Source organism: Shimia gijangensis (assembly GCF_900142085.1).
GTDB classification, from domain to species: Bacteria; Pseudomonadota; Alphaproteobacteria; order Rhodobacterales; family Rhodobacteraceae; genus Shimia; species Shimia gijangensis.
In genome coordinates, this window is record NZ_FQZQ01000023.1 from 25,845 (window position 1) to 48,761 (window position 22,917).

Sequence of the window (22,917 nt, forward strand, 5' to 3'; positions counted from 1 at the left end):
GCCTACACAGATTTAAGCACTATAAAAGGAACGCGCCCATGCAAATTGCCTCCGATTTGGCCACCGCTGTTGGCAACACGCCACTGATACGCCTCAACAAAGCCAGCGAGGCTACGGGGTGTGAAATTCTGGGCAAAGCCGAGTTTATGAACCCGGGGCAGTCGGTCAAAGATCGCGCGGCACTTTTCATTATCAAAGATGCCATTGCGCGCGGCGACCTGAAACCCGGTGGTACCATCGTAGAAGGCACCGCAGGCAATACCGGCATTGGCCTTGCTTTGGTGGGCGCCTCCATGGGGTTCAAAACTGTCATTGTCATCCCTGAAACACAAAGTCAGGAAAAGAAGGACATGTTGCGTTTGGCGGGGGCCGAGTTGGTTCAGGTTCCGGCAGCTCCCTATAGCAATCCAAACAACTATGTGCGGTATTCTGGCCGCCTTGCGGAAAAGCTGGCCAAGTCAGAGCCGAACGGCGTGATCTGGGCAAACCAGTTTGACAATGTCGCCAATCGACAGGCCCACATCGAAACGACCGGCCCTGAAATCTGGGAGCAAACCGATCACAAAGTTGATGGGTTTTGCTGTGCAGTCGGGTCGGGTGGAACGCTCGCCGGGGTAGGTGTCGCGCTCCAGTCCAAAGGTGTCAAAGTTGCACTGACCGATCCGGGTGGCTCTGGCATGTTCAAACTGTACACAGGTATCGATCATGGCGGCACGTCGATCACCGAAGGGATTGGGCAGGGGCGCATTACTGCAAACCTCGAAGGGTTCACTCCGGATTTATGCTATAAAATTCCAGACAAAGAAGCTTTGCCTGTCGTGTTTGATCTGCTGTCCGAAGAAGGCTTGTGTCTTGGTGGGTCTTCTGGTGTCAACGTGGCCGGCGCAATGCAGATGGCCCGCGAAATGGGCCCGGGACATACAATTGTGACCGTGCTTTGCGACTATGGTACGCGATATCAATCCAAATTGTTCAATCCACAGTTCCTGAAAGATAAGGGACTGCCAGCCCCGAAATGGCTAAAAGAAGGTCCCGCCAGCATTCCAGGTGTTTTTGAGGATGTTTAAGTCTTGATAAGGTTTTTTCGCTACTTTTTGGTTTTACTGGTTCTGGTGCTAACACCAGGCTGGTATGGCGTGCACGCCCAAGCGGAAACACCGGACTTTGAAAAATGGCGCTCGGTCGCGCAACGCGCGGAAGAAGCCATTCAAACCGCGCGAGCTTCTGAAACGGCAATGGATTCGCTGCGCGCCCAACTGGTTGAATGGCGTAATGACTTTGATACCTATAAGTCACAAACACGAATTTCGGTTGAAACGCTGGAAGCTCAGTTAGATCGGCTTGGGGATGCACCTGAGAACCCGGAGAACGAGTCGGCCGAAATTGTTGAGCAGCGCGATAAACTCAACTCAGCTCTCTCCACGGCGCGGGTTCCGATTGTCAAAGCAGAGCTGGCCAGCATCGAAGCCGTGAAGCTGATTGAAGGTGTCGACAAGTTGATGCGGGACCGCCACGCCAGCGAGCTGCGCCAACGCAATCCATCGCCAGTCTTTCTTAGAAATTGGAATGCCGCGTTAAGATCAATCAGCGGTAGCGCTTCTCATGTTTTCACGGAGATTCAGTCAGCCTGGACATATGAGCAGCGGACGCAGGACTTTTTCCAAAATATGCTAAGCTTTCTGGGCTTGTTGGCGATTGGGTTGGTTTTGATGTTCCGCAGTTCATTCTGGACAGCGCGGGCATTGAAAAAGCTACGGCAATCCAAACGGACAGCGACGCACGAACTCGTTGCTTTCTTAATTTCCTTAGGATATGTCATCCCCCCGCTGATCGGAATTTTTCTGGTTGTTGAGGCTTTTTATGCCACAGACCTGGTTGGCTTACGCGGAGAGCAAATCCTCGGGGTGCTGCCTTTGGCAGGCTTTCACTACCTTATGCCAGTTTGGATCGGACGGCGGGTCTTTACGAAAACAGACACGGAAATCCAACGAGTTCCTCTGAACCCAAAACAAGTGCGTCAGGCTCTGAACGCATCCTATTTGGTAGGCGCTGTCATGGCGACTTATCAGGTATTCGAGGTTGTCGCCAGTTTTGACGGCTGGGAGTCAGACTCGCGCTCGGTCATCCTTTTTCCATTGTTCTTGGCGGCGGGCGCCTTGATGTTACGGTTCGCCCAGCTGTTTCGAGCCAACGTACGGGCCAATATTCGGGCGACGGACGGTGAAGCAAAATATTATGATCATTTTCTATCGATCTTAGCGCGCTTTTATCAAATTGCCGCAGTCGTAGGTGTTGGGTTGGCAATTGCCGGCTATACACGAGCGGCAGAAGCACTGATGTTTCCGGCGATCTACACGGTGCAGCTCGTGACCTTGCTGATTTTGATGCACGGCATGTTCAACCGAATGTTTGCAGATGACACCGCGCCAAAAGTAGAGACAGAACGCAAACTTTGGCCGTTGATCCTGTCCTGCACTATGGTTTTGCTCTCGACTCCCCTGTTATTGTTGATCTGGGGCATGCGGCCTCAGGAAATCACCTCATTTTATCGCCAAATTCTGATTGGTATCCGGGTTGGCGATATTACAATCTCGCCATCGCAGGTCATCATTTTTCTGGCAATTTTCACTATTGGCTATGCAATAACGCGCGGTACACAAGCGTTTTTGAAAAACACTTTTCTTCCGCGCACAAGGCTCGACATTGGTGGCCAAAACGCCGTGGTTGTCGGAGTTGGGTATGTCGGCCTGACCCTGGCCGCGATGATCGCTCTCAACAATACCGGCATCGACCTTGGATCGATCGCTCTGGTGGCTTCGGCTTTGTCCGTTGGGATCGGGTTTGGTCTGCAAACCATTGTGTCGAATTTTGTCAGTGGCATTATTCTTTTGATCGAACGCCCGATCGCAGAAGGTGACTGGATCGAGGTTAATGGCCAGATGGGATATGTGCGTGACATATCGGTACGCTCAACCCGGATTGAAACGTTTGATCGCACGGACGTGATTGTTCCCAATAGCGATTTGGTGGCGGGCACTGTCACCAACTACACCCGCGGCAGCACTGTGGGGCGGGTGATTGCGCCAATTGGCGTGGCTTATGGCACCGATCCTCGAACGGTCGAAAAAATCCTGCTCGAAGTTGCCAATGGCCACCCGATGATCCTCGCAACGCCTGCGCCCTATGTCGTGTTTCAGGGTTTCGGCGCCAGTTCTCTCGATTTCGAAATCCGCGCCATCCTGCGGGACGTAAACTGGGTTCTGAGTGTGCGGTCAGATTTGAATTATGAAATTGCCCGACGCTTTGTTGAAGAGGGCATCGAGATTCCTTTCCCACAACAGGATGTCTGGCTGCGCACACCAGAGCCTGCCAAACACCCGGTTCAGGTCGAACCGGTGAGCCCGGCGGAATTGAACACAATCCGCCAACAAGACAATGATGGCGGCGGCGACGCAGGCGGAGATGGAGACCGATAATGAGTGAATTGTTGTTTCGGGACGACGCCTATTTGCGTCAGGCAACGGGCACGGTGGTCGGCCACACCCCCGAAGGAGGCATTATACTGGACCGCTGTCTTTTCTATCCAACCGGAGGAGGTCAGCCCGGCGACAGCGGTGACATTTCCTGGAACTCGTACAAAATGCCAATCGCAACGACTGTAAAGGCCGAAGGTAACGATATCGCTCTTGTCCAGGCCGAGCCAGCCGCTTTGCCCCCTGTTGGCACCAAAGTGACCCAAACGCTTGACTGGGAACGTCGACACCGCCTGATGCGCGTGCACACGGCTTTGCATCTGTTGTCAGTGATCATCCCGCTACCTGTGACCGGTGGATCGATCAGCCCTGACAAAGGTCGTTTGGATTTCGATATGCCTGAGGCTCTTGAAAACAAAGAGGCCTTGACCGACTCGCTAAATCGATTGATTGAGCGCGATCTTGTGATCACTGAGGGTTGGATCACATCTGGCGAGCTTGAGGCCAATCCAAGCTTGGTCAAAACGATGTCCGTCAAACCACCCATGGGAGAGGGGCAGGTGCGACTGATCCGGATCGGAGAAGGCGGGGATCAGGTTGACCTGCAACCTTGCGGTGGCACTCATGTCGCGCGCACCGGCGAGATCGGTCGTGTGCGCATTGGTAAAGTGGAAAAGAAGGGGCGACAAAACCGCCGCGTCTATTTACACCTCGACATCTGATAAAAGCGCACATCAAAGGCCGTTTGTCTCTTGCGCTGCCCATCCAATATTCGTTAAAGAGCGCATCAACGGAGCGGTGGCCGAGTGGTCGAAGGCGCACGCCTGGAAAGTGTGTAGGCGGGAGACCGTCTCCAGGGTTCGAATCCCTGTCGCTCCGCCACCCAATTAACGTATTGTTATTGTTGGGTAATTAACGGGATTTATACCCCAAATTCCCGAGGCTTGGCAACCTCAGATATTCCCTCAGACACAATTTTCAGGTCATTTTGCGCGCGATTTCCCGTTGGTCTCTGTTGGGAGATTTGGGCGGTGAGGTTTGGGCCTGATTTTCCCTGCTAACAGGGAATTTACAGGGAATTTTTGTAGTTTCGCCTGTTTTGCTGGGTATTCCCTCTAATTTAATGCAGCAACTACAGGCGGTTAGAAGGCGATTTCCCTACTCAATGGAACAGGGAATTTCAAACCACGTAACAGGGAATTCTTTTTGGGTATCAGGGAATATTTTTGACGGATCAGGGATTAGGGTTTTGAACCAATTCCATAGAGTTTTTCTTGGTCCGGCCAGTGCCTGGGAATGCACCTTCTCACAAGGGTTTCCATTGTCAGTCCATCTGGCTGGGTTCCGGCTAAAATGGCGCGCTGAATCCGAGGCGATAAAAACGCCAGTGTGATGACACGGGTGACGTAGCTTTCAGAGATAGACGATGTTGCGGCGATCTGTTTTACACTGACGCCCGTCTTCATTTGTCGCACCCAAATGTGGGCATTATTGAGCGCGCGAATGAGCGCCTTATCTGGCAGGGATTGAATGTCGCCCGCAATGATCTTCATCTCTGCGCCACGACGGCGGCAATGCAGTGGGGCCTCGATGTGCAGCAATGACGGGTGTAACTCGGATGCGGGTAGGCCAAGTGCTTCGGACAGAGACGATGCAATAAGAGTGACTGCGAGACTGCCTTTGCCGATTGTGCCTCGTTCAATCAGGCCTGCGGCAATGCCCACCCCACTTCGTTCCATCCGGGCGGTCAGTGTCAGGGCGGTCTCTGTGGCCTGACTGGAGGCCACAACATCCATGGCGCATAGGATCTCATGGCGCTGAGCCGCAGCTTTGAGGTGTCGTGCGATGGCACCGGCGACTGCGTCTTCAAACGCTCTGGCCGGCAAGCGCCAGGCAGCCCGGTCCGGCTTTCCCGTAATCAGACGGTTCGAGATATAATAGCGATGCCGCTTTTTGCCTTTCTGGGAATGGGACGGTGTGAGGATGTCGCCTGTCTCATCGCGAAACTTTCCAAGCAACGAGGCGACCCCGGTTTGAGCGCCTTTTTGATAAATGGTTTTGACACCTCTCCTGCGGACGGCCGCGGATTCCAACTTGCTCTGCACCCGGTCCCAGAGGGCCTGATCTATGATGGCCTCGTGCAACCCGGGAAAAGACTTCTCCTTGTGGCGAATACGCCCGAGATAGGTTGGGTTGCGCAGGATGTGATAGATTTGACCGCGCCCGAAGGGGCGGTTGCCTTGTTCTCGGCCGGTTGAGAAGTGGTGGTGTTTGGATCGTAGCCCTTCGTCTTTGGCTTTCCGGGTCACGACATTGAGACAGCTGTGCGCATCATAGAGAGCAAATACTTTCTGCACGATCCGGGCTTCAGTCTCATTCAGCACAAGTTCCCGTCGAGACTTGTCGGGATGTGGATCATAGCCAAGTGGCGGCACACCTCCCATCCAAAGTCCTTTCTTTTTGGAGGCGGCGATCTTGTCGCGAATGCGCTCGGCGGCGATGTCAGAGGAAACTCGGTTGTGAAGGGCAGGGCGGCGATCTAGCTTCTGTTCATGACAAAACGCTCTCCTTTTCGCTATTTCAAAACCAGTCCTGAGATCATCCGCCTAGCGGTGATGCTTTACGTCCGATTTCCACTCTCGTTACGAAACGTAGAAGATCTTCTGCACGAAAGGGGCATTGATGTGAGCTACGAAACTGTACGGTTTTGGTGGAACAGATTTGGCCCCATGTTTGCTGCTGAAATACGCAGAAAACGGGTTAGCCGGATGCGGTGTTACTCGAACTGGCGGTGGCACCTCGACGAGGTTTTCGTGAAGATCAACGGTGAACGACATTACCTTTGGCGCGCTGTGGATCACGAAGGTGAGGTGCTGGAAAGCTACGTCACCAAGCGACGAGATCGCGCCGCAGCCCTTAAATTATTGAAGAAGGCGATGAAACGGTATGGGTCACCAGAAGTCATCGTGACCGACAAGTTGCGTTCTTATGGTGCTGCGATGAAAGTCATTGGAAACGCTTGCAAACAGGACACTGGGCGCTGGAAAAACAATCGCGCTGAAAACTCACACCTACCTTTTCGAAGGCGAGAGCGAGCCATGAACGGCTTTCGCCGAATGCGAAGTTTGCAGAAATTTGTTTCCGTTCACGCTTCCGTCTTCAACCATTTTAATCAGGAGCGCAGCCTTTCGAAAAGATGCCATTTCAAGCTGAACCGCACCGCCGCTCTCGCTGAGTGGCGCGGTCTTTGCGCGGCATAAAGGACAGTTTTACTGGCCTAGTAGAGACTGGTTCGAATTTGTCTGACAGCACCCAGGCGCCACATCGAAGTGTTGCAGACGGCGGGTGTCTCATTTGACCGGGCTGTCATGTCTGGCGGCGGAGCTCGCAGCCCCCAATGGCCGCAAATGTTTGCAGACTGTCTCGGGGTTCCGATAACGGTCGCTGAAGCTCAGGAAACCGGTGCTTTGGGGGCTGCGATTGGCGCGGGTGTCGGCGTTGGGCAGTTCGCGGATTACGAACAGGGTATCGCGGCAATGACGGTGGCCAAGAAAGAATTCCTGCCCAATCAAAAGATGAAAAACCACTACGAGATGCGCTTTCAGGCGTTTCTTGAAATGACCAATATGATGCGCCGCTTTTGGACAACGCTCAAAAATTCTGGAGACAAAACATGAAGACGATCGGATTCATCAAATCGCTGAAAATCGAGGAAGCAGACAGTCTTTTTGAGGTTGATCAGCCGATGCCTGAACTAAAACAACAGGACGTTTTGGTCAGGATCGAAGCAATATCCATCAATCCGGCGGATGCTAAAATTCGTATCCGCTCGGCTGCCGAACAGCCACACGATGAACCAAAGATCCTTGGTTATGACGCGGTGGGAGTAATCGAAAAATTGGGCCCAGACGTTGCGGGGTTCAAAGAAGGCGACAGAGTCTGGTACGCCGGTGACGTCAACCGCCCGGGTTCTTACGCTGAATATCAGGCGGTTGATCACCGCATCATTGCCAAGGCCCCGGTTGGGGTTGCTCCGACCTCGTCAGCTTCAATGCCGCTGGTATCTCTGACCGCGTGGGAAATATTGTTCGACCGATTGCAAGTGCCCCTCGATGATTCCTCGTCCTCGCTGTTGATCATAGGAGGCGCCGGTGGCGTTGGATCTGTGACCACGCAGTTGGCACGTGCGCTTACCCAACTTCAAGTGGTCGCAACCGCTTCGCGCCCCGAGAGTTCGGACTGGTGCCGCAAGATGGGCGCCCACGAGGTCGTTGATCACCGCGATTTGGTTCAAAACTTTCGGGCGACAGACCGCGAGTTTGCCGAATTCATCGTGCAATATGCGGATTTGGCGCAACACTGGGATGCGATGTGCGAGCTGGTGGCTCCACAAGGGCGTATTGGCACCATTGTCGAAACGTCTGAAAAAATTGATATTTCTGCACTACAAGGCAAGTCCGCCGCGTTGATGTGGGAACTGATGTTCACCCGTACGCTGTTTGGTACGGCAGATATCGCAAATCAGGGGCATATTTTGGATCGCGTCGCGCGGCTTGTGGAAGACGGGACTATCCAGACAACCCAAACACGTGTTTTGACAGGGCTCAGCGCAGAGACTTTGAAAACTGCGCACGAAATTATCGAAAGCGGAACCATGATCGGCAAGCTCGTCGTGGATTTCACCAAATAACAAACATTAAGTGAGCACGAGATGGGTTACACCAAAGCAATCGAAGGAACGTACGACTACATCATCGTCGGGGCTGGCACAGCAGGGTGCGTTCTGGCCAACCGTCTCACGGAAGAGCCAAAAAATCGGGTTCTATTGTTAGAGGCCGGCCGAAAAGATAATTATCACTGGGTCAAAATTCCCGTCGGATACTTGTACTGCATTGGGAATCCGCGCACCGATTGGATGATGAAGACCGCTGAAGAGCCGGGATTGAACGGCCGCTCCCTGGTCTATCCGCGTGGCAAAGTTTTGGGCGGCTGCACTTCGGTAAACGGCATGATCTACATGCGTGGGCAGGCGGCGGACTATGATCGCTGGCGGCAATTGGGGAATGTGGGATGGGGCTGGGATGATGTCCTGCCGTATTTTTTGAAATCTGAAGATCACCACGCAGGCTCAACTGACATGCACAGTACCGGCGGTGAATGGAAGGTATCAAAGCAGCGGTTGAAATGGGATATTCTGAGCGCGGTTCAGGACGGCGCTAAGGAGTTTGGCATTCTGCCGCGTGATGACTTTAATGACGGTGATAATATTGGCTCCGGTTTCTTTGAGGTGAACCAGAACAAGGGCGTTCGCTGGAGCACGGCCAGCGGGTTTCTGCGCCCCGCGATGAAGCGCCCCAATCTGCGGGTGTTGACACAGGCTCACACAGAGGGGCAGTGTCAGAGGAAACTTGGTTGTGAAGGGCAGGGCGGCGATCTAGCTTCTGTTCATGACAAAGCGCTCTCCTTTTCGCTATTTCAAAACCAGTCCCGAAGTCATCCGTTTGGCGGTAATGCTTTACGTCCGATTTCCACTCTCGTTACGAAACGTTGAAGACCTGCTGCATGAACGCGGCATCGACGTGAGCCACGAAACTATTCGGTTTTGGTGGAACAGATTTGGCCCGTTGTTTGCATCCGAAATCAAGAAAAGGAGGATTCAGCAGCTTCGATCATACTCCAATTGGAGATGGCATTTGGACGAAGTATTTGTGAAAATAAATGGCGTTCAGCATTACCTTTGGCGTGCGGTTGATCACGAAGGCGAGGTGCTGGAAAGCTACGTCACAAAACGCCGGGATCGCACCGCAGCCCTTAAATTCTTGAGAAAGGCGATGAAACGGTATGGAACGCCGGAAGTCATCGTGACCGACAAGTTGCGGTCTTATGGCGCTGCGATGAAGGTCATCGGAAATGAAGTGAAACAAAAATCCGGGCGCTGGAAGAACAATCGCGCTGAGAATTCACATCTACCGTTTCGACGAAGGGAGCGCGCGATGCACCGCTTTCGACGCATACGAAGTTTGCAGAAATTTGTGTCTGTTCACGCTTCCGTATTCAACCACTTCAATCAGGACCGCAGCCTTTCACAAAGATGCCATTTCAAGCTGAACCGCACCGCCGCTCTTGCTGAGTGGCGCGGTCTTTGCGCGGCATAAAGGACAGCTTCACTGGCCTAGCAGAGACTGGTTCGAATTTGTCTGACACCACCGAACTTTCTTCTCCCATTTTCCTGGAAGTCGAGAGATCAAACGTCCTTTTTCAAAGCCAAACTTTTCGATCATGTATTTGAAGGTATTCCAGTCGGCACCTATGGCCGCGGGCTCTACTGTCGAAGCATCCCAGCGAACTCAGCGTCACCTGCAGCAATCTCGGCCAGACGGTTGAAGCCTTGTTCACCTACTTCTGCCATTGCTGAAGTGGTCGCGGAGTTGGTGATTGTGGTTTCTAGGTTGGCGCAAACATCACGTTGGTTTTGTGTGAGGTTAAGCGGGCCACACGCAAGCATTATTCATCAGAAGAGAAGGTACGCATCGTGCTGGATGGCGGCAGATTTGTTCCGCATAGGTTCACGCATTCTGTCGCAAACTGAGACTGGTTCGAATTAATCTGATAGCATCGTTCTGTCTGCTGTTGAGTGACAGTTACAGGTATCGACACCTTGGTTCTGACGTAAAATTGCCTTAAACTTGACATAATTCAATATCCGCTTTACCCATTATGATGTTATCACGATGAATTTTTCGACAAGAGATTAAGCAATCGGCATCTGATTATGTGTGGTTCGGGGTTCGTTCAAGGCACTGTTTCGCACCATTCGTCAGCAAATGAGCCGACAAGCAATCCGATAAATTGAGCGCAGGCGACAAGACTTCTAGCGATCAGCGTAGCTGGTAGTTTGTCTTTCGCGGACAACTAACCAAAAGCATTTTTACTCGGAGACGAGTGTGACGTTCGACGCCCTGTGTCTGGTCCCTTTTTCCAGAACTTCGGGGCTTCTGCATCAAACATGGGGATGTATCATGGCTAACGATTTTGAAGTAATTCTGAATGACGAAGATATTCTGGAGAATGATCTCAGCGTATCTACGGATCTTGATGACTATGCGCCTGGATCGACAGCCAAGATTACTGCGACAGGGGTCGCCGTCGGAGGGACTATCACTTTCGAAGTCGACCATGTCAGCGGACCCGGTGAGGACGGCGTTTACGGAACGTCCGATGATGCCGTGGCGGATCTGGACGGCGCGGGCCACGACAGTTGGTCAGTCACTGACGGCGGCGCGGGTGATCTGGACGGCGAAGCGAACGGCACCATCGTAACCAATTGGTATGTGAACCCGGATGATAGTCTGGATGAGACATTTCTGTTGAGCGCAGACTCCGGAACTGAAACTGCATTCTGGAGTTTTACCGATAGTATCCCCGCTGGTTATGTACCTCCAACGGGAAGCGGTGTTCCCGCGACCACAGTCCTGGACCTCACGGCACTCGATAGTCCCGACTTTCAGGATGCAAGCGGGACTGTTTGGACAAATGATATTTTTGGCGCCGGTACAGGCGTTATTTCCCCTTTCCTTCGAACTCAAGCGACCGGCAATGCGGATACGCAAGACGGGGTCAACACATCCGGTGACCTGAACAACGATGAAAAGGCGCAGGCAAACGGTTATACACGTGACCTGCTTCTGAGCGAAGTCGCCCGTTTTAACTCTGACAACAACGTCGTTTTGGAGAATGGTGACTACGAAGGAAGCTTTTACGAATTCCGTCTCGATATCAACGAGAACTCGAATTCAAACGGCGAACAATACATCTCTCTTGATGAGCTTATGATTTTTGTTTCGACAGAGGATAACCTCACAATCGAAAGCACGGAAGTTTACGGCAAGACGGCTGGCGAGATCGAGGCACTTTTCTACGATTCAGACTTGGGAAGTAGCGTGTTGGATGGTGCCATTTCGTCCGACAAGATTGAATTGGTCTATGACCTTGACGCTCTTTTGGATAGTTGGGTCGCGCTGAACTACGACCTGCAAGCTGGCAGCGGTGTGGGTGACATCGCGTTCTATATCCAGGAAAGCGATTTTCTGGCCGCAATGGCCACACTGGTCGATGATGGGTATTCCGGGTCAACGCAGGCAACCTACGTTTATCTTGTCTCGTCAAACGGTGCACAAGGGGCAGGTACTGCACCACTGCTGACATCGGATGATAACTATGACCCAGCAGGTGGTAGCCAGGACGCCCAATGGGGCATCAGTGATGGTTTTGAAGAATGGTCAGTCCTGAAAGCGGTGCCCTTTGGTGGAATTCAGGGCTATAAATACGAAGATACCGACGGCGACGGCGTGCTGGATGATGGCGAAACCGGTATCGCCCAATGGCACATCTATCTCTATGCTGATGCGAACAACGACGGGCTGTTCACGGCTGCTGACGTGTTCAACCCCGACGGTACATTGATTGCGCCCGTGCGACAGACCCAGACATTGACGCTGGAGGCCGCAAACGGAGACGCGACGCTGGTTGGATCGTATTCCTTTGAAGGGGTGGCTGTCGGAAATTACTGGCTGGTCGAAGAGAGTTTTGACGGGTGGTTTAACAGCGATGAAACTTACACAACGGTTACAAATCCGTCTACTGCGGAAGAAGTAACATTTATCCACGCAGAGCTGATTAGCGTAAGCGCAGGTAGTACTTTCGGAGAAGGGGCGGAAGAAGACGCGAGTTTCCTGAACTACCAGACAGGGTCGATCTCCGGCACGAAGTACGAGGACAATGACGGCAACACCGGTGGTGCGGATGCCGACACGCCGCTTGCGGGTGTGATGATCTATCTGTTCGAGCTGGTTGGCGGGTCCTATGTCAACACGGGCCTGACGGCTGAGACCGATATTAACGGGGACTACAGCTTCAACGATCTTGATCCCGGGACGTATAAGGTGTCCGAGACCGCCGATCTGGGGGATGACGAGACTGGCGCAGCAACCACGATCACGGTTGATGGTGCAACCTGGATCGCGGTCGGCGACGACACGGCGTCGGATGAGATCACGCTGACGTCTGGCGAGAGCGAAGAAGACCACGACTTCTTCAACTACCAGACAGGGTCGATCTCCGGCACGAAGTACGAGGACAATGACGGCAACACCGGTGGTGCGGATGCCGACACGCCGCTTGCGGGTGTGATGATCTATCTGTTCGAGCTGGTTGGCGGGTCCTATGTCAACACGGGCCTGACGGCTGAGACCGATATTAACGGGGACTACAGCTTCAACGATCTTGATCCCGGGACGTATAAGGTGTCCGAGACCGCCGATCTGGGGGATGACGAGACTGGCGCAGCAACCACGATCACGGTTGATGGTGCAACCTGGATCGCGGTCGGCGACGACACGGCGTCGGATGAGATCACGCTGACGTCTGGCGAGAGCGAAGAAGACCACGACTTCTTCAACTACCAGACAGGGTCGATCTCCGGCACGAAGTACGAGGACAATGACGGTCTGAGTGCGACGACTGATGATCGGGATGTTACACTTGAAGGGTGGACCATCACGCTGACGGGCGACACGGACGGCGATGGCATCGATGATTTCCATGCGACAGATACGACGGATGAGTTCGGAAACTTCAGTTTCACGGATCTTGAGCCGGGCGACTACGTCATTACCGAAGAAGACAGGGATGGTTGGTCAAATGTGACGCCATTGACCATCACGGCAGACGGCCTGACATCCGGGTTCGCGTTGACCGGGCAGGACTTTGCGAACTTCGAGCTCGCTTCAATAGAAGGTTTCAAGTTCTGGGACCTCGACCGCGATGGATTGTGGGAAGACGCTGATGGTGAGATGGGCGCGAATGGTTGGGAGATCCAGCTGCTTGATGAAAGCATGGCTGTGATCGACTCTTATGTCACAGGCAGCGAAGCGGGCAAGGAAGACGGTTATTGGTACTTTGATGATCTGGGCCCGGGCACCTACTATCTTCAAGAGGTGCTGATTGGCGGCTTTGTCCAGACACTTCCGGATGACGGGGTATACAAAGTCGTCGTGGACGAGTCTGGCGCACTTTATGTCATGGATACGGAGACGGGCGAAGATCTCTTGTTCGGCAACGACAAGATCGACGGACCCGGCGTTCGGACACCCGGTTTCTGGCAGGGTCAGCTAGGTCAAACCTTCTGGGATGGTGACAGCGAGAATGACGGGATCATTGATGGTACCGGCAATGACACCGAGAAGCAGGGCGACGAGTTTGCCGATGATGATGTGATTGTCCTGAACTACGGTGAAAATGACTACGATGCGCAAGCCCCGGGCACCGGTTCGGCTTATTGGGAACGTGTCGGGAGTGAAGACCCCGGTCGAGACGCGTTGTTTCTGCTCATTGGTGACTGGGACTTTGACGGCTCACTGGATGATACCGAGGAATGGTATGAAGATGGGCCAGGACCGGATAAAATGGGCATAAACCTCATCGAGGCACTGAACGCTTTGCGAGGCGGCGGTTTGGATGGTGAAAGGAGCCGTGGCAAGGACTGGGGCAAGACCGATCTGATTGAACGTGATCTTGTGGCGTCTTGGTTGAATGTCATGGCTGGCAATGACGCAAGTGAGACCGCAGCAGGTGGCGAGGATGCCGGCTATTGGATTGATCAGGCGATCGCCTATCTGAATGCGCCGGGATCGGGTGGCAAGAAAGCGTGGTCGGATGGCGTTCGCTTCGACTCGAACGGTGACGGGGAGATCGACGGTGATGATGCGCACACCGAAAGCGGCGCTGCCATTCATGACGCCTTGGACGGCTGGAATAACTCCGGCGAACTTGACGGTTTCTCCGTTGCGGTCGATGGCGACGATACCGGATTGGCACAGTTCCAAGCCTTCTACGAGGCCGTGGCATAAGCCCAACGTCCGCCTATAGACCTTTGGCGAAGCCCCAGATTGCAGGGGCTTCGTCTTTTGCTCAAAGCAGATAGGAAAAAGGATCAAAACTGATGAGTATGCAGGAATTGTTTCAAAAAGCGGCTCCGCTTTCCAAAGAACAGCACAGCGGTTCATTTCTAGAGGCAGGAACGGGCTTTGATTTTGCCAGATCAATGTCGCATGTTCCCGTGCTCGTGACCGAATTTCCGGATCTTGTATCGGACTATATTGTGGCCTTTCTGCAGAGTAGCGACAAAGTGGTCGTCGTCGCTTTGCTTGGCCTCAAGGAAGATGAAAACCTTTATCTCAAACCGGACGGATCGTGGGCTGTCAAATATGTTCCTGCACTGCTGCGGCAGTACCCCTTTGCCGCGATGGTTGGCGAAGAGCGTCGGGTGCTGTGCATTGCCGAGGATTGCCCGGGCCTGAATACTTCAGGCAAAGGTACGGCCCTATTCGGGGAGGACGGCGAGGTCAGCGAATTCGTTGTAAATGTGCGGAAACTTGTATCAAGCGTCGCCAGCGCCGGAGTACGAAGCGAGGCATTTTGCGCGCGCATGAAAGAGCTTGATCTGCTTAAACCCATCAAGGCGGTCCTGAAGGACGAAGCTGGCAAGGAACGGCGGATTTCGGGGCTTCAGGTGATCAACAAAGAGGCCCTAAATGGCCTGCCTGCCAAGACGATCAAAGAGCTTCAGGCGAATGGGATGCTGGAGGCGATATATGCGCATCTACTCAGCTTGCGAAACCTTCGTGATCTGGCCGCGCGTGTATCCGTTCAAGATAAAGAGAGGCTGAATTGACACGGATGTGCTACACTCTTTCGCAGATGATGGACGTTGCGGCCTGAAGGGTCGGGGCGTTTTAGTGACGGTATCGTTTGATGATTAACTGAAAGGTACAAGCATGGCGCAACCGACTTTGTTCACGCAGGTAATGCGATCCGGCCGCAAACAGTTCGGCGGTCTGTTCTTCCTGAGTTTTCTGTCGAACATTCTGCTTTTGGCGTCGTCTATCTATATGTTGCAGGTTTTTGACCGTGTTCTGGCAAGCGGATCCTACGATACGCTGATCTGGCTGTCGGTCTTGGCGGTTCTGGCAATTGTCGCCTATGGATTTCTCGAGTTTGCACGCCGCAAGGTGCTGACCCGCACGGGGGCCTGGATTGCATCAGAACTTTCGCCAGAGGTGATCCGCCGGACGATCGCGGCCCGCCTTTCGACTGGGCGCAGTCCTGCTGGCCTGGGCGATGTCCGCGATGTCCGTGGTTTCGTGGGCGGCGATGCAATTCTGGCGTTCTTTGATGCGCCATGGTCGCCTGTCTTCATTGCTATTATCTGGTTCATGCATCCTTTGTTGGGGATGATCGCGGTGGCTGGCGCGGTCACACTGTTCGCTATTGGTGTCCTGAATGATGTCATTACCCGCCGCTCGCAGGCGCAGTCGGCAATGCAAATGCGGCAGGTTCACAATGATGCAGATGCTTTTGTTGCCAATGCCGAGGCTTTGGAAGGCATGGGGATGATCGGGTCTGTCGTCACGCGATGGCGCACGAACCACGAGAACGCAGAACAAGAAGGCGCAAGTGCTGCAGAAGTCTCTGCAATCCTGTTTAATCTTTCGCGATCAATCCGGCTTGGTCTGCAAATAGCGATCTTGGGCGCAGGTGCGGCGCTTGTGCTGCAGGCTGAACTTAGCGCGGGGGGCATGATTGCGGCCTCCATTATTCTTGCGCGTGCGCTGTCGCCAGTGGAACGTGCGATCTCGGCTTGGAAAAGCTTCGGGTCTTACCGTTTGGCCAGAAGTCGCTTGGCGCGCCTTTTCAAGGAAACGGCCACGCCTAAGGAACGTATTTCATTAGCAAAGCCTGCAGGCAATCTGGCCGTCAAAGACGTGCGCTATTTCGCGCCAGAGACCCGCGCGCCGCTGGTCAAATCAGTTTCGTTTCAATTACGACCGGGTGAATTGTGCGGCATGCTTGGTCCGTCTGGCAGTGGAAAGTCCAGTCTTTGCAGGCTTTTGGTCGGCGCATGGCGACCAAGCTTTGGCGAGATCCGTCTGGATGGAGCCGAATTGGCCGAGTGGGATAGCGAAGAGCGTGGGCGCTTTATTGGATATCTTCCCCAGCAAACAGAACTATTCAGCGGAACGGTTGCAGAAAACATCGCGCGCATGGGGGCGGTCAATGATGACGCGGTTCTGAATGCCGCGAAAAAGGCTGGGGCACATGAAATGATACTGGCTTTGCCCGAAGGGTATGAAACGCAGCTTGGTCAGTTTCGCGATCAGCTTTCAGGTGGTCAGAAACAACGTATCGGGCTTGCGCGCGCGCTTTATGGCGACCCGAGTTTTGTTGTGCTGGACGAGCCGAACTCCAATCTTGATGGCAATGGCGAAATCGCTTTGCAGCGTGCGCTCAGTGCCATGAAGGCGGTGGGGCAAACGGTGCTGATCGTTACTCATGTGCCTAACCTCTTGCGCCAGGTGGATAAGATCTTGGTCATTCATGACGGGACGCTGAAGTCGTTCGGCAACAGGGACGAGGTTATGCGTGAAATGATGCCCAAAGGCCGTGCAGCGCCCAAGCCTGCGCAAGCGGCGGAGTAGGTATAATGTCCATAATTGAATCGATCAAAGCCGACCTTGCCCGAGTTTCCGAAAGCCTCAGTGCCTTGGCACAAGACGTTGTTGAATCATCCGGGGCGGATGGAATGATCTCGGCTTCGAGTTCGGCAGTTTTGGCTGGAGGCGTCATTGCGGTAGCCGTCGTGTTGGTCCTGCTTCACGTACTCTTTCGCAGGTCACCGCAACAGATGCCCAATATGCCTTTGCATCTGCAGACCCGCGGCCCACGGTGGATGGGCTATGTGGTGGCCATCATATTCTTCGGGTTCTTGGGCAGTTGGGCATGGTACGCACCGCTGTCCAGTGCCGCAGTCGCACCTGGTGTTGTAAGTCCAGACGGATCGCGCAAAACGGTGCAGCATCTGGAAGGTGGGATCATCCGCCGTATTCATGTTCGCGAAGGCCAGCATGTAACCGCCGGATCGACACTCATTACACTGGAAGACGTCCGTGCACTTGCGCGTCTGGACGAATTGCGCGAGCGCATGATTTTTTTGCTCGCGACAGAGAGCAGATTTCTGGCCGAACTGGACGAGCTTGAAGCCGTCGTGTTTGCCATTCCTGATGACCTGCAGCAGGCAGCGGCGGCGCAGGTCGAGATTGCACAACGCGGACAACAACAGTTGTTCGAAAGTCGGCGCGAAATGCGCTCTGCGCGGGTACGAATTTTAGCCAAACGGATTGACCAGCTTAACGAAGAAATCACAGGTCTAAACGAAGTGATCGAAGCGCAAGATCAGCAACTTGCCCTGGTCGCGCAAGAGCTTGAAGCGACTAAACAGCTTTATGAGCAAGGTCTACAACGCTTGTCGCCATATCTGGCACTGCAAAGGCAAGAGGCCGACCTCAAGGCCGAGCGCGCATCGAACCGCGCAGCGATTGCGCGGATCGGGCAGCAAATTGGTGAAACGGAACTCCAGTTGTCGGCAATTGGCCTGCAGTCGCGCGAAGAAGCCATTGAGGAACTTAGCCGTGTCCGCTCAGAGCTGGCGACGATCCGGTCGCAGATACCGGAACGGTCCGATGCCTTACTGCGCACAACAGTCACGGCACCGATTGCTGGACAGGTCCTGAGTATTCAGGTGACCACTGAAGCGGGCGGCATTTTACGTCCCGGAGGGGATATTCTGGATATCGTGCCTGATGACGCGGCATTGATCATCGACGCGCGAGTGCGTCCGCAAGATATAGACAAGGTCTATGCGGGGATGTCTGCGCAGGTCATTCTGACCGCCTATGCGCAACGGAATTTGCCACGAATTTTCGGCAGCGTGCAAAGCGTATCGGCTGACCGGTTCGTAGACGAACGTACCGGCGAGCCCTATTTCTTGGCGAAGATCTTTGTTGACAACCAAGATGTCGATGCGCTTGGGCAGAGTATCGAATTGATGGCCGGGATGCCCGCCGATGTAATGATCTTAACGGGCGAGGGGACGTTTTTCGACTTTATTTTCAAACCGTTCAGCGATTCTATTCGTGCTAGTTTCAGAGAAGACTAGGTTAGGGACCCTGTCGGCTCCCCGACCCAAAGCTGCCGCTCGAAATCGACAAACACGTTGCATTACAGCATACTCAGCCGCGACCGGCGACACTTGCTTAGTATCGGTTAAGGTCCGAGACAAGCGATTGGCCGGAAGGGACGCCCATCCGTTTGCAGGGCGCTGTCAGAAGAAAACTTGTTGAGGCGGGCAGGGAGAGTAATTAGCGTCGCTGGATGACAAAACGCAGCCCCTTTCGCTACTTCAAGACGAGCCCTGAGATCATCTGCCTAGCGGTCATGATGTATGTTCGATTCCCGCTTTCGCTTCGGAACGTTGAGGACCTTCTGCACGAACGCGGCATCGACATCAGCCACGAAACGGTTCGGTTTTGGTGGAACAGATTTGGCCCGCTGTTTGCCGCAGAGATCCGCAAGAAAAGGGTCAGCCAGATGCGCGCATATTCAAATTGGCAGTGGCACTTGGACGAGGTGTTCGTGAAGATCAACGGCGAGATGCACTATCTTTGGCGGGCTGTAGATCACGAAGGGGAGGTCCTGGAAAGCTTTGTCACAAAGCGCCGGGATCGCAAGGCAGCATTGAAATTCCTCAGGAAAACCATGAAACGCCATGGTCGCCCGCATATCTTCGTCACCGACAAACTACGGTCCTACGGCGCGGCGATGAAGGAGATCGGCATCGCTGATCGGCAAGAAACTGGCCGCTGGCAAAACAACAGGGCTGAGAATTCACACCAGCCATTTCGAAGGCGAGAACGGGCTATGCTTCGCTTTAGCCGGGTGCGTACTTTACAGAAATTCGTCGCCGTCCATGCCTCAGTCCACAACCATTTCAACGCGGAGCGCCACCTCTACAGCCGATCATTTTTCAAGCTGAACCGCGCCGCTGCTCTTACCGAGTGGCGCGGTCTCTTCGCAGCCTAACAGATTGAGATTGCTAAAGAACAGAGACTGGTTCGCATTTGTCTGACACCACCTCTCAGCGGCTTTTTCTGCAATGACAATCGTGGCGGCATGCGTGTTTGCCGAAGTGACGTTAGGCATGATCGACGCATCGACAACCCGAATATTGCGTAACCCATGCACGCGCAACTCCGGGTCGACAACTGCCAGCGGATCGCGTGTCGGACCCATTTTGCAAGAGCCAACCAAATGATGGCTGAACGATGCGCATTTGCGAATCCAGGCCTCAATTTCCGCGTCTTCGGTGACGGTCGCACCGGGCACCAGCTCGCGGTCCAAAAGCGCGTCGAATTCCTGCTGCGCCACAACGTTGCGGATGGTTGCAATCGCCTGTTTGTAGATTTCAACGTCCTGCGCATCTTGAAGATAGTTAAACCGAAACCTCGGCTGCGCGTTGATATCCGTGGAGGCAATGTGAACCTGCCCACGGCTTTGGCAACCGACCAGTTCGACATAGACCTGAAACCCATGTTGATCGACCGCGCCTGTTGTCCCGGCAAGTGCAAGGGGCAGAAAGGTCAATTGATAGTCGGGGCGGTCGGCATCAGGGTGGCTTTTCAAAAAGGCCCCGGCCTCAAAATGCGTCGTGGCGGCTGGCCCTCTGCGGTTCAGCAGCCACCGCGCCCCTGCAATCAATTTGCCGATGCCGCGCGTGGCGTTCAGGATTGAAACCGGTTTGGAACAGGTGAACGTCATCGCAATCGTTGGGTGCGTGTGAAAGTTCTGGCCAACACCCGGTAGGGCGTGAACCAACGGAATACCGACATCTTCGAGGACTTCAGGGGCACCGATACCCGACAGTTCCAACAGTTGCGGGCTGGCGATGCTGCCCGCGGCCAAGATGATTTCGCGACGGGCAATAAAACGGTGGTCGCACCCTTTGTGCGTTGTCCGGACAGATATCGCCGTTTTGCCGTCGAATTCGATCTTCTGAACCGTGTGCTCCGGCAGGATGGTCAGGTTCTTTCGGGTTCTTATCGGATGGATATAGCCCTGATAGACATCGCCCCGCCGCCCGTTTCGCGTGTTGCGATGCAGGGCACAAAACCCTTCCTGATCGCCAGAATTTGGGTTTGGATTGATCCGGTAGCCGGCGGTTTTTGCCGCTTTTAGAAAAGCATCCGACAGCGGTTGATTCTCGGGTTTGCCCCGTGTGACCGGAATTGGTCCGTCATGCCCCATTGCAGAATCCGAGCGATCCTCAAAAGCTTCGATCCGGCGGAATAGTGGTTCCAGATCGCCATATTCCCAACCACGGCAGCCAGACGCTTTCCAGTCATCAAAATCCAATGGATTGCCACGCGCCCAGACCTGCCCGTTGATAGCCGATGATCCGCCGACGATCCGGCCCATCTTGTATGGCAGAGTTTTGTCAGCGGCATGGGGTTCGGGGTCGGCCACATAAGGCCAGTGAAAGGCCCCTTTGTCGTAAAGTGCGCCGAGGGCGGCAGGCATATGGATAAGTAACCCGCGATGATGGGGGCCTGCCTCAAGCACGATCACCGAAACATCAGGATCTTCGGTCAATCTTGCAGCCAACACGCATCCGGCGGTACCCCCGCCGATAATTACGTAATCTGCCGTCTTGACGCGCATGCTGTCCACTGCCCCAGAACCCGTGCTGCCGCATTGAAAAAATGGCGGCAGCACTTTGTTCAAAATGTTGTCAGACCTGAACGTGAGGTCCAACACCTTCGGGCAGATCCTTGGCCATACGCAGTTCTTCCTTGGTGATGATCTGCAGCAGAACCGGAATACCCTGATCTGCTTTTTCGATGGCCCGTTTGTAGGCGGGGATCAGATCGGCGGGATCAGTGATGGTTTCGGCGTAACCCCCAAAAGCTTCGGCCATCGCGGCATAGTCACCACCCAATGCTTCGATCTGATATTTTTCAGATGCGTTGGGGTGATGCTTGGTATATCCGCCCATGATCGAGTTCTTGAGAATGATGGTGATTGTCCCCAGCTTCAGGCGCACGGCGGTTTCAAAATCCATGCCCGTCATGCCGATGGCTGCATCGCCCATGACATGAACGCAGGTCCAGTCAGGTTTGGCCAGTTTGGCCCCCTGCATCAGGCCAAGGCTCATACCCAGCTGAGTGGTCTTACCCCAACCCATATAGCCATGCGGCACGATGGATTCCCAAAACGGCGTGGTCTGGTCGCGCGGGCTGCCAGCTTCGTGGGTCATCACGGTTTTGCTGCGATCCACGGTGTTCATCAGGTCCCAGACAACGCGATAAGGGCTGATCGGTTGCTCGTCGGAGGTCAGCATCGGCATCCATTTATCAAGGAATGCCTGTTTCTCGGCGGCAACGGTTTCGATCACCTCAGGGCGATCAACGCCTTTGCCGTCTGTCTTGGCCTTCACGGCCTCAACCAGTGCGGCGATTGACGGTTTGGCATCACCAATGACGCCCAGATCAATCGGGTAATCCTTGGAGATATCGCCTTCCCAGTTGGTCAGCTGCACAAAGGTGCGGTTCGCCTTGGGGAAGGGTGTGATGTAATCCGAGGTGGTAAAGCTGGTGCCAAGCCCGATGTAAACATCCGCGCGTTCCAGCGCCCGGTTCACCCCATCGGGGCGCGCGCCACCAGCACAACCCACTGACAACGGGTGGTCTTCGGGGAAGCAGCTTTTGCCGTTCAAGGTCGAAATCACCGGAGTGTCGGTCAGTTCAGCCAAGGCGACCAGCTCGTCCCAGGCTTCGGCATAGAGAATGCCCTGACCGGCAATGATCACCGGATTTTTTGCCGCCAGCAGGATATCGGCCATCTCAGAGATATCAGCGGGGTCAGCATGCGGAGCCGAGCGGCGCTGAACTTTATAGCTGTCCAGCAGCGCCGGATCGACTTCTTCGGTGAAGATATCGATCGGAATTTCCAGGGTCACCGGACCGGGGCGGCCGTTCTTCATCATCGCAAAGGCGTTTTGCATCATCTGCGGGATGCGGTCGGCCTGAAGCACCATCTCGCACCACTTATTGACGAGCTGCATATTGCGCGCGCCATTAAAATTAGGAGCAATCCCCTGATCGGCGCGGGCATAGCCGCCAGGCATATGCAAGACTGGCACGTTGTCGGCATAACATTGTGCAACAGCACCCACGGCGTTTTCCGAACCCGGACCATACTGAACCGTTGTGCAACACACCTTTCGACCACCATGCATCCGTGTGTAGCCATCAGCAATATGCAACGAGTGTCGTTCCTGGCGCACGATCAACGGCACAATGCCGATTTTGGCCCCGCTGTCGATAATGTCACTATGTGGAAAGGCCGGAATGTACTCTACGCCTTCTTTTTTCAGGATACCAGCGATCAGGTCTGCACCAATCATTTTCGACTCCGTTTTATCGCCCGAAATTGGACTGTATTCGGAACATCCTGTCGTGAATCTCAAACTCACCTGTGTTTGTTTTAGCAAAAA

The 22,917-nt window shown here is 54.1% G+C and carries 15 protein-coding genes, 1 tRNA gene and 1 pseudogene; 14 read left to right on the plus strand and 3 right to left on the minus strand.

Annotated features, from left to right (window positions below; genetic code table 11):
- The first annotated feature begins 38 nt into the window (after positions 1–38).
- The 4 genes from BUC32_RS16640 to BUC32_RS16655 all read left to right on the plus strand — a co-directional run bounded on the left by BUC32_RS16640 (position 39) and on the right by BUC32_RS16655 (position 4,355).
- Positions 39–1,067, plus strand: a complete 1,029-nt coding sequence (locus tag BUC32_RS16640; RefSeq protein ID WP_073255521.1) for a cysteine synthase A — start codon at positions 39–41, stop codon at positions 1,065–1,067.
- A gap of 3 nt (positions 1,068–1,070) precedes the next feature.
- Positions 1,071–3,476 (plus strand): mechanosensitive ion channel family protein, encoded by a 2,406-nt coding sequence (locus BUC32_RS16645; protein WP_073255524.1) that lies wholly within the window; start codon positions 1,071–1,073, stop codon positions 3,474–3,476.
- Positions 3,476–4,195: an alanyl-tRNA editing protein gene (locus BUC32_RS16650; protein ID WP_073255527.1), complete on the plus strand. Its 720-nt coding sequence runs from the start codon at positions 3,476–3,478 to the stop codon at positions 4,193–4,195. Before BUC32_RS16645 ends, BUC32_RS16650 begins: the two co-directional genes overlap by 1 nt.
- A 70-nt stretch (positions 4,196–4,265) precedes the next feature.
- Positions 4,266–4,355, plus strand: a tRNA-Ser gene (locus BUC32_RS16655).
- 359 nt (positions 4,356–4,714) lie between these two features.
- Here BUC32_RS16655 and BUC32_RS16660 read toward each other — a convergent pair.
- Entirely contained in the window at positions 4,715–5,917 is a 1,203-nt protein-coding gene (locus BUC32_RS16660; protein WP_073255530.1) for a recombinase family protein, read from the minus strand.
- Positions 5,918–6,025: 108 nt separating this feature from the next.
- Between BUC32_RS16660 and BUC32_RS16665 the strand changes: the two genes are divergently transcribed.
- From BUC32_RS16665 to BUC32_RS16715, 10 genes and pseudogenes are all read left to right on the plus strand, one after another.
- A complete protein-coding gene (locus BUC32_RS16665; RefSeq protein WP_073255533.1) occupies positions 6,026–6,733 on the plus strand; it encodes an IS6 family transposase in 708 nt (235 codons plus the stop codon).
- 63 nt (positions 6,734–6,796) lie between these two features.
- Positions 6,797–7,150 carry an FGGY-family carbohydrate kinase gene (locus tag BUC32_RS16670; protein WP_281249000.1) on the plus strand — a complete coding sequence of 118 codons (354 nt, stop codon included), beginning with the start codon at positions 6,797–6,799 and terminating at the stop codon, positions 7,148–7,150.
- Positions 7,147–8,163 (plus strand): zinc-binding alcohol dehydrogenase family protein, encoded by a 1,017-nt coding sequence (locus BUC32_RS16675; protein ID WP_073255539.1) that lies wholly within the window; start codon positions 7,147–7,149, stop codon positions 8,161–8,163. Before BUC32_RS16670 ends, BUC32_RS16675 begins: the two co-directional genes overlap by 4 nt.
- Before the next feature lie 21 nt (positions 8,164–8,184).
- Positions 8,185–8,862, plus strand: a pseudogene (locus tag BUC32_RS16680) (GMC family oxidoreductase); the annotation flags it as partial.
- Between the two features lie 58 nt (positions 8,863–8,920).
- Entirely contained in the window at positions 8,921–9,628 is a 708-nt protein-coding gene (locus tag BUC32_RS16685; RefSeq protein WP_073255542.1) for an IS6 family transposase, read from the plus strand.
- 864 nt (positions 9,629–10,492) lie between these two features.
- Positions 10,493–14,380 (plus strand): MSCRAMM family protein, encoded by a 3,888-nt coding sequence (locus tag BUC32_RS16695; protein WP_073255549.1) that lies wholly within the window; start codon positions 10,493–10,495, stop codon positions 14,378–14,380.
- A 92-nt stretch (positions 14,381–14,472) separates the two neighbouring features.
- Positions 14,473–15,204 (plus strand): SapC family protein, encoded by a 732-nt coding sequence (locus tag BUC32_RS16700; RefSeq protein WP_073255552.1) that lies wholly within the window; start codon positions 14,473–14,475, stop codon positions 15,202–15,204.
- Between the two features lie 103 nt (positions 15,205–15,307).
- Complete coding sequence (locus BUC32_RS16705; protein ID WP_073255554.1) at positions 15,308–17,008, plus strand: type I secretion system permease/ATPase; 1,701 nt, start codon at positions 15,308–15,310, stop codon at positions 17,006–17,008.
- Positions 17,009–17,013: 5 nt separating this feature from the next.
- Positions 17,014–18,525, plus strand: coding sequence for an HlyD family type I secretion periplasmic adaptor subunit (locus BUC32_RS16710; RefSeq protein ID WP_083599378.1), 1,512 nt, complete (start codon positions 17,014–17,016; stop codon positions 18,523–18,525).
- Between the two features lie 215 nt (positions 18,526–18,740).
- Positions 18,741–19,448 carry an IS6 family transposase gene (locus BUC32_RS16715; protein WP_073255556.1) on the plus strand — a complete coding sequence of 236 codons (708 nt, stop codon included), beginning with the start codon at positions 18,741–18,743 and terminating at the stop codon, positions 19,446–19,448.
- Here BUC32_RS16715 and BUC32_RS16720 read toward each other — a convergent pair.
- Together BUC32_RS16720 and BUC32_RS16725 are read right to left on the minus strand one after the other, a co-directional pair.
- Positions 19,386–21,083, minus strand: coding sequence for a GMC family oxidoreductase (locus BUC32_RS16720; RefSeq protein WP_139280761.1), 1,698 nt, complete (start codon positions 21,081–21,083; stop codon positions 19,386–19,388). The two genes, BUC32_RS16715 and BUC32_RS16720, sit on opposite strands and share 63 nt — an antisense overlap.
- Before the next feature lie 70 nt (positions 21,084–21,153).
- The gene (locus tag BUC32_RS16725; protein ID WP_281248999.1) at positions 21,154–22,896 is read right to left on the minus strand and encodes a thiamine pyrophosphate-requiring protein; all 1,743 of its coding nucleotides are present in this window, start codon (positions 22,894–22,896) and stop codon (positions 21,154–21,156) included.
- Positions 22,897–22,917: the final 21 nt, after the last annotated feature.